The organism is Kribbella sp. NPDC050281 (genome assembly GCF_040655855.1).
Lineage (GTDB): Bacteria > Actinomycetota > Actinomycetes > Propionibacteriales > Kribbellaceae > Kribbella.
Genome location: NZ_JBFAKS010000005.1, coordinates 140502 through 148570 on the forward strand (window position 1 = coordinate 140502; position 8069 = coordinate 148570).

The window sequence follows — 8069 nt, forward strand, 5'->3', positions numbered from 1 at the left end:
TGGAGGAGATTTGGCCACGGCGGACCCGTTCACAGAGCTTGACCGGCTGGCGCTCAGCGTGGCTCCGGCCGGCCAGCCGGCGGAGATGCTCGCCTGGGGCGACGTCCCGCCGGTCCCGTGGCGCAACGAGCCGCACGTGCATTCCTACTTCGAGGTCTGCTACGCCTACGCCGGCGAAGGTGTGTTCACCGTGGCCGACGAGCAGCTCACTGTCTCGGAGGGCGAGTTGTTCGTCGCACGGCCGGGGGAGCCGCACCAGATCGTGTCGTCGACGCGGCAGCCGCTCGGCCTGCGGTTCTGGGGATTCAGTGTCGATGGCAGCACCCATCGGGACTTGTTCACGGACTTCCGCGAGTCGGACGTCCGGATCGCGCCGGCGACACCGGACGTTCCGCGGTTGCTGGACCTACTGGCGGCCGAGGCCGGTACGCCCCAGCCGGCGACGTACGAGCTCCTGCGGATTCTCACCGAGGCGCTGCTGGTGGCATCGGCGCGGAGGCTGGTCCACAGCGGCGGCCGACCGGTCGCACTGGACGGCCGAGGTGGTCACCACAGCGCGCAGCGGATGGCTCGGTTCATCGACGACAACCTCGGCCGGCCGATCGGCGTCGGCGACGTCGCGGCCGAGGTTCATCTGTCCGAGCGGCATGCCGCCAGGTTGTTCCTTGCGGCGCACGGCCGGCCGATTCGTGCGTACGTACGAGAGCGACGGCTGGAGCGCGCGGCTGAGCTGCTGGCCGGCCGCGCGCACAGCATCAAGGAGGTGGCCCACCTGTGCGGCTACCCGGATGTCCGCTACTTCACTACGGCTTTCAGATTCTGGGCGGGCCTGACGCCAGGCGCCTTCCGCGACACCGGCGGAACGGTGTTCACCTGAGATCGTTCAGGCATCTCAGCACAGGTCGGGTGGTCAGCTCCGCGGCCTCCAGCGGCCGGTCGCTGCGGATCGTGAACGAGGCCGTCTCACCCGGGAGCAGGTTGACCATCGCGGTGTCCACCGAGGCCGACGGGTCGAGCCGGTCCGGGAAGAGCGTGAGGTCTCGCAGCAGGGTGCGGGCGGTGACGACGACCCGGGTGCCGTCCGGTGCCGATTCCACCACGGCGTCGTAACCGGCCTTCGGATAGGCGATGTCCCGGTCGGAGACGTACGTCCACCACACACCGCCGGCCACCAGCAGTTCGGTGCGCTCGTCACCGGGAGTGGCGACAGCGGCCGGCAGCTCCAGCGTCAGCGCTGAATTCGCTGGAGCGTCGATCTCGAGCCGGATGGCCGCGAGCTCGGTGCCGTCGAGCGCGATACGCCGTACGACGACCTCCTCCTGCCACGTGTCGATGCCGTCATTGACGGCGATCAGCGCCACTGTGTCACCTCGTGGCTGGAAGGTGAGGAGCCGGGGTGCATAGGAATGGCGGAGCGCGTACCACAGCGGCTTGTGCCTGCCTTCGCCGTCGATGGCGGCCCACGACACCACCGGCCAGCAGTCGTTGAGCTGCCAGACGACGGTACCCATGCAGCGGCCGCGGTGCGATCGGAAGTGCTCGATGCCCAGGCTGATCGCCCTGGCCTGGTTGAGCTGCGCGAGGTAGTGCCAGTCGTCCTCGTCGCGATGCGGCGGCATGTAGGCCTCCAGCGCGGCCGCGATCTTGGCGTCTCCGTCGGCCGCCTTCTGGTGGTAACCGTGCTGCATGGTGGACCAGTTCGCCGGACCCTGGAACCCGAATTCCGCAACGAACCGCGGCACCGAGGCGCGGTAGCCGGCGTAGTCCGGGTCTTTCCACCAGACGTCCCACTGGTGTGTGCTCCCGTGGCCGGGCTCGTTGGGGTAGATGTCCGGGTCACCGGCGTACGGGCTGCCCGGCCAGTACGGCCTCGTCGGGTCCAGCTCGGCGACTGTCTTCGGCAGCAGATCGAAGTAGTAGCCGGCGCCCCAGGTCCGGTCGGCCAGCTGCTCGCGCCAGCCCCAGTCGTGAAATCCCCACACGCATTCGTTGTTTCCTGTCCAGGTGACCAGGCTCGGATGCGACGCCAGCCGGACCACCTGCTCGCGTGCCTCGGCGGCGACCTCCCCGTGCAACGGCTCTTCCTCGGAGTACGCCGCGCAGGCGAAGAGGAAGTCCTGGCCGACCAGGAGCCCGAGCTCGTCGGCGACGTCGTAGAAATCGTCGGACTCGTAGATCCCGCCACCCCACACGCGCAGGTAGTTCACGCCGGCCTCACAGGCCTGGCGCAGTCGGTGCGCGTACCGCTCGCGGGTCAGTCGGGACGGGAAACAGTCGTCGGGGATCCAGTTCACACCCTTGACGAACACCGGGAGGTCGTTCACCACAAGCGTGTACGCCGACCCGTCCTCATCTGGTGTCGTGTCGAGCACCACGGAACGGAATCCGATCCGGCGTTGCCACCGGTCCAGCGCTCGGCCATCGCTCGTCGCCAGCGTCACCTCGAGGTCGTACAACGGTTGGTCGCCGTACCCCCGCGGCCACCAGATGGCGGGATCCGGCACGGTCAAACCGGCCTCTACGTGCGGGGTACCCGGCGCGACCGCTACCTGCACCGCGACGCCGCCCACCGTGGCGGTGAGCAGCAGCGGCTCGTGGCCGGCCCAGGCGACGTCCGCCCGGACCTCGACCCGCCCGTTGCGACTGACCAGCGGACGCACGTTGTCCAGCCGGGCCACCGACCACGACTGCAGCGCGATCGGGCGCCAGATGCCACTCGTGACCAGCGCCGGTCCCCAATCCCAGCCGAAGTTGCAGGCCATCTTGCGAATCTGGTTGTACGGCTTGTCGTACCCGTGCGGAAGGTCCGGGAACCCGCGGGCGTAACGCAGCGGCGACGCGAAATCGACGGTCAGGCTGTTGTCGCCGGGACGCAGGAGATCGCGGACATCGAAGCGGTGACTGCGGTGCATGTTCGCCGCCTGGCCGATCTCGACACCGTTCAGGATCACCGTCGCGACGGTGTCCAGGCCGTCGCAGACCAGGTCGACACGGTCGTCGCCCTCGTCGGTCCAGCTGAACGTCGTGCGGTATGACCAATCGCTCTCGCCGATCCAGCCGAGCTGTGCCTCGTTGTCGCCGTGGTACGGGTCCGGGATCAGGCCCGCGGCCAGCAGGTCGGTGTGGACGCAGCCGGGCACGGTGGCCGGGACTCGCCGGCCGGCGACGTTCGTGGGCACGGCGGAGCCATTGCCTACGGCAAGGGACCAGCCCTGGTCGATCGGTTGGCGTCGGGTCATCGTCTGCTCCTCGGTGGGGCGGTGGACTCGCGGACGATCAGCTCGATCGGATCGCTCACGACCTCACGGATCTCCGCGGACGGGCTCTCGTTCAGCAGCAGTTCGACCGCGCGGGCACCCAAGAGTTGCAGCGGCATCCGCACGGTCGTGAGCGGCGGCACCAGGCTGGCCGCGAGGTCGAGGTCGTGGACAGCGACCACCGATACCTGGTCGGGTACGGCGACCGACATCTGGTACGCCGCGTGCAGAGCACCGACCGCCGATGCCACCGTGCCCACGAACACCGCGGTCGGCGGTGACGGAGACCGGAGCAGTTGCCGCATCGCCTCGGCGCCGCCCGCCACGCTGTACTCCGCCGCGACGACGAGGTCCTGGTCGGGACTCAGCCCGGCCCGGCGCAGCGCGGCGACGTAGCCGTTGCGGCGACGGCGCGCGGTGTCGACGCCGCGAGGGCCGGCGATGTGCGCGATCCGCTCGTGGCCCAGTCCGACCAGATGGGTGACCGCCAGCGCCGCCGCCTTCTGGTCGTCCAACGCGACATAGCGGCGCTTGCCGGCACCGGCCTGGTTGAGCAGCAGCCACGGCAACCCGACCCGGTCGAGCTCGGTCTGGGTCTGAGTGGACATCGCATCGGTCACGAGCGCCAGGCCGTCGACACGGCCGTGGCCGAGCAGTTCGAGATAGCTGTCCGGCGTCATCCCTGCGCCGCGCACTGAACCGGTGACCAGGACGCCACCGACCTTCGCAGCCGCCTGCTCGGCTCCCATGATGATCTCGGCGTACACCGGGTTGGCGAAGTCCGGGATGAGCAGGCCGAGGGTCTGGGTGCGCGCCGTACGCAGGCTCCGGGCGGCAGCGTGCGGCCGGTACTCGAGCATGGCGATCGCGTCGAGGACGCGCTGCCGGGTGCTGTCGCGGATGGTCAACCGTGGGTCGTCGTTCACCAGCCGGGACACCACCGACCGGTCGACCTTCGCCAGCGCGGCGACGTCCGCGATGGTGCTTCGGCGTCGTTTGGGTCCTGAGGTACTCATGCCGGGTCCAGGTGCTGTGCCTGGCCGGTGTCGATCGACCGGTACAAGGCCTCGACGAGCGCGAGTGTGCGCAGGTTGTCCTGGGCGGCGGTCGGTGCCTGCTGTCCGGTGGCGATCCATGCGAGCAGACCCGCCATCGGGCCGGCGAACGCGTCGGGCACCCACCGGGTGGATACCGGGTAGTGCAGCCAGCCGTCGGTTGGCAGTACGTCGCTGTGCAGCCGCAGGGTGTCCGGCCGCCCGTGCGGATAGTCGTACATCAGGCCGAGGGTGCCGTGTACGGCGCCACGGGTTCCGTTGATCCGGAACTCGGCCCGCTGGTCGGCGCTGAGATTGTTGTGGTTGGCATGCACCACGGCGCGCTGCTCGCCGGTGAAGACCAGCGTGCTGATGGTGTGAGTCTCACCGCGCGTCTTCTGCTCAGGCACTCGTGAAGCTGTGGCGAAGACCCTGAGCGGGTCGCCGAGGATGGAGCGCACCGCGTCCAGATAGTGGATCGAGTGATAGGTGATCTCCAGCCGGTCGGAGTCGACCAACCATCCCCAGCCGGAGAAGTCGGTCGCCACGTCGACGGTGAACGCGATCGTGGTGACCTCGCCGATCCAGCCGGCGGCGACGATCTCGCGGGCGACCGCGATGCCCTCGTCCCAGCGCAGCTGCTGGTTGACCGCCATCCGCACGCCGGCGGCCTCGGCGTCACCAGCGAGCCGCCGGGCGGTGGCCAGGTCGGGGGCGAGGGGCTTCTGGCACAGCAGATGCTTGCCAGCGGCAACTGCGGCGGTGGCGACGGACGGCTGTGCGGTGGGAACGACGGCGATGTCGACCACCTCGACGTCCGGGTCGGCGAGCAGGTCGTCGAGACGGGCGTAGACGTGCGGCAGTTCGTGGCGCGTCGCGACCTCGCGGGCCCGCGCAGCGTCAAGGTCGTAGATGCCGCGGATGTCCAGGCCGTGCGCTCGGTACGCCGGTAGGTGCGCGACGTCGACGATCTCGCCGGCGCCGACGACCGCGATCGGGCGGCGGTGGGCGTCGGGGATCCGGATCCGTACCTGATCGGCGATCCCCGCCAGCTGCTCAAGCATCGGAGTCACCCAGACCCTGAATGCGGTAGAACTCGGTCGCGGTGCCGCCGAGAATCCGGGCACGCTCGGCTGGAGCCAGTGTCTCCAGCAGCCGCTGAGTCTCAGCCCACACCTTCGGGTAGCCCCCAGCGAGCATGCTGACCGGCCAGTCGCCGCCGTACATCATTCGGTCCGGGCCGAACAGGTCAAGGCTGTACTCGACGTACGGGCGCAGGTCGTCGGCGGTCCAGGTCGACCAGTCGGCCGCGGTGTTGAGGCCCGACAGCTTGACGTAGACGTTCGGGTTCTCCGCGGCCGCACGCAGCAGACCGGCCCACGGCTCCCAGCCCTGATCGGCGATCGGGGGCTTGGCCAGATGATCGATGACCATCCGCAGTCCTGGATGCCGCTCCGACACAGACGGCACGTGCTCGAGATGGCGAGGCAGGACCGCAACGACGTCGAACGTCATGTCGTGCTGCGTCAACAGCGCCAGGCCCTCCTGGACCTCGGCACGCTGCAGCCAGTCCGGGTCGGGATCCTCGTGGATCAGATGACGGATGCCGACGATGCGCGGATCGCCCGCGTAGAGGTCGAGCGCCGCGGCCGCCTCGTCAGGACGGTCGAGTGGTACCCACCCCACGATCGCCGCGATGACAGGCCAGCGGTCCGCGACCTCGATCATGTACTCCGTGTCGGCGAACGAATCCATCGATTGCACGATCACCGTGTGATCGACACCGGCCTGGTCGAGCCGGTCCTCGAGATCCGGCTCCTCCCAGGTCCGGTGGATCACGCCGTGATCGGGGGTGAGCCACGGGTAGTCGACCCGGTCGAGATTCCAGAAGTGCTGGTGTGCGTCGATGACGGTCATGGGCCTGCGTTCTCCTGTCGGCCGGTCCGGAGCGGTTGCCGCTCCGGCGGCTGGACCAGTTCCAGCGTATGGTCGTCGGGATCGAGGAAGTAGCAGGTGGCGCCGCCGGTGTTGACTCCCGCGGTGATCCGGGCGGGCGGCCCGACGAACCTGACCCCGTGCTCGCAGAGCCGGGTGTAGGTCGCGTCGATGTCGCCGACCGTGAAGGCCAAGTGCGCCGTACCGGGGTCGCAGCGCCGCGCCGGACTGGCGGAGCCGCGGGGGCTGAGGTACTGCACGAGTTCGATGTCATGGCTGCTCGCCGCCGGTTGTGGCCGGTTCAGCAGGGCCAGTTGCGCGACGAGGAGGTGCGCGTCGTCGAAGCCCACGAGCTGGGAGATGTACGGACTGCGGCTCTCCTGCCGGTGCACCAGCCGCAACCCGAGCAGGTCGCGGTAGAACACGATCGACCGCTCGATGTCGGCGACATGTAGTCCGGCGTGCCAGATCCCTTGCATCATGAATGACCTCAGCGAGTCCCGGCGACCGGCGACGAGACAGCGGCTCGTAGGTCGGAGGCGATGCTGTCGGCGGACGGGACGAGCGCGGTGGCCAGCGAGGGCGCGGCCGGCAGCCGGGTGTCCGGGGTGGCGATCCGTACCGGTGGCGCCAGCAGCGGTACGCCGGCCTCTACCACCCGCGCGACGATCTCCGCACCGAAGCCTCCGGTCCGGTTGGCCTCGTGGACGACGGCCAGGCGTCCGGTCCGGGTCACGCTGTCCAGGACCGCCTCGATGTCGAGCGGATTCAGCCAGACCATTTCCAGAACGTCGATGTCGATGCCGTCGGCATCGAGCGCCTCGGCGGCTCTGAGAACTCGGTGCGTCATCGCGCCCCAGGTCACCACGGTCATGCCGGTGCCGGTACGTCGCTGGGCCGACCACCCCATCCGTCGCGGGCTGGTGCGTAGCTCGACGGGTTCCTTACGCCCCGCGTACAGAGTGCGGTTCTCGACGACGATCACCGGGTCGTCGGCCGTGGCGGCGGCGATGAGTGCGTCGTACGCGTCCTGTGGCGTGCTCGGCATCGCGACCCGCAGGCCAGGCGTGTGCAGGAAGAACGCTTCCAGGCATTGAGAGTGTTGTGCGCAAGCACCCGGCGCGTTGCCCTGCTGGGTGCGTACGACGATCGGCGCCGGCGCGGAGCCGCGGGACACGTACCGCGCGTTCGCGGCCTGATTCACCAGCTGGTCCAGGGCGACGAGCGCGAAGTCGGCCCACATGATCTCCACGATCGGCCGGCAGCCCATGAGCGCGGATCCCACCGCACTGCCGAGGATCGCCGACTCGCTGATCGGGGTGTCGAAGACCCGGCCAGGACCGAAGGACTGTCGCAACCCGCGGGTCACACCGAACACGCCACCGGGCTCGGCGACGTCCTCGCCGTACACGAGCACGCGTGGATCGCTGTCGAGGAGATACCGGAGTGCGGCATTGACGGCCCCGCCGTACGTGAGCTGTGCGATCTCAGGCATAGAGGTGCTCCCGTGCGGTCGAGGCATCGGCTGGTGGTGCGGCGAGCGCCGCGTCGGCCGCTGCGTCCATCTCGGCGTACGCCTGGTCCCTGATGTCGTCCAGTTCCGCGACGGGCAGGCCTGTTGCCGCTCCCAACCGGACGATCGGTTCTGTCCGGCGGGCCGCCTCGATCTCGCCGGGTGGACGGTACTGCTCGGCGTCGCCGATGTAGTGGCCGACGAGTCGTTGCGTCATCAACTCGAGCAATGCCGGACCTTCGCCGGCGCGGGCCCGCTCGGCCGCGTCGGCGACGGCCGTGCGGACCGCCGCCGGATCGATTACGTGGACCCGGTGTGCGCTGGATCCGT

8 protein-coding genes are annotated in these 8069 nt (G+C 69.4%); 1 reads left to right on the forward strand and 7 read right to left on the reverse strand.

Annotated features, from left to right (window positions below; translation table 11 throughout):
- Positions 1-10 precede the first annotated feature (10 nt).
- Entirely contained in the window at positions 11-877 is an 867-nt protein-coding gene (locus AB0I34_RS07820; RefSeq protein ID WP_360441205.1) for an AraC family transcriptional regulator, read from the forward strand.
- Here AB0I34_RS07820 and AB0I34_RS07825 read toward each other — a convergent pair.
- From AB0I34_RS07825 to AB0I34_RS07855, 7 genes are all read right to left on the reverse strand, one after another.
- Positions 870-3239: a glycoside hydrolase family 2 protein gene (locus AB0I34_RS07825; RefSeq protein ID WP_360441207.1), complete on the reverse strand. Its 2370-nt coding sequence runs from the start codon at positions 3237-3239 to the stop codon at positions 870-872. The two genes, AB0I34_RS07820 and AB0I34_RS07825, sit on opposite strands and share 8 nt — an antisense overlap.
- The gene (locus AB0I34_RS07830) at positions 3236-4273 is read right to left on the reverse strand and encodes a LacI family DNA-binding transcriptional regulator (RefSeq protein ID WP_360441210.1); all 1038 of its coding nucleotides are present in this window, start codon (positions 4271-4273) and stop codon (positions 3236-3238) included. Before AB0I34_RS07830 ends, AB0I34_RS07825 begins: the two co-directional genes overlap by 4 nt.
- Entirely contained in the window at positions 4270-5355 is a 1086-nt protein-coding gene (locus tag AB0I34_RS07835; protein WP_360441213.1) for a Gfo/Idh/MocA family oxidoreductase, read from the reverse strand. The genes AB0I34_RS07830 and AB0I34_RS07835 overlap by 4 nt, the downstream gene beginning before the upstream one ends.
- Entirely contained in the window at positions 5348-6208 is an 861-nt protein-coding gene (locus AB0I34_RS07840; protein ID WP_360441216.1) for an amidohydrolase family protein, read from the reverse strand. Before AB0I34_RS07840 ends, AB0I34_RS07835 begins: the two co-directional genes overlap by 8 nt.
- Positions 6205-6708, reverse strand: coding sequence for a VOC family protein (locus AB0I34_RS07845; protein ID WP_360441219.1), 504 nt, complete (start codon positions 6706-6708; stop codon positions 6205-6207). The genes AB0I34_RS07840 and AB0I34_RS07845 overlap by 4 nt, the downstream gene beginning before the upstream one ends.
- A gap of 8 nt (positions 6709-6716) precedes the next feature.
- Positions 6717-7721 (reverse strand): transketolase C-terminal domain-containing protein, encoded by a 1005-nt coding sequence (locus tag AB0I34_RS07850; protein WP_360441222.1) that lies wholly within the window; start codon positions 7719-7721, stop codon positions 6717-6719.
- The coding region (locus tag AB0I34_RS07855) for a thiamine pyrophosphate-dependent enzyme (RefSeq protein ID WP_360441225.1) at positions 7714-8069 on the reverse strand (356 nt) is incomplete at its 5' end. The genes AB0I34_RS07855 and AB0I34_RS07850, both read right to left, overlap by 8 nt.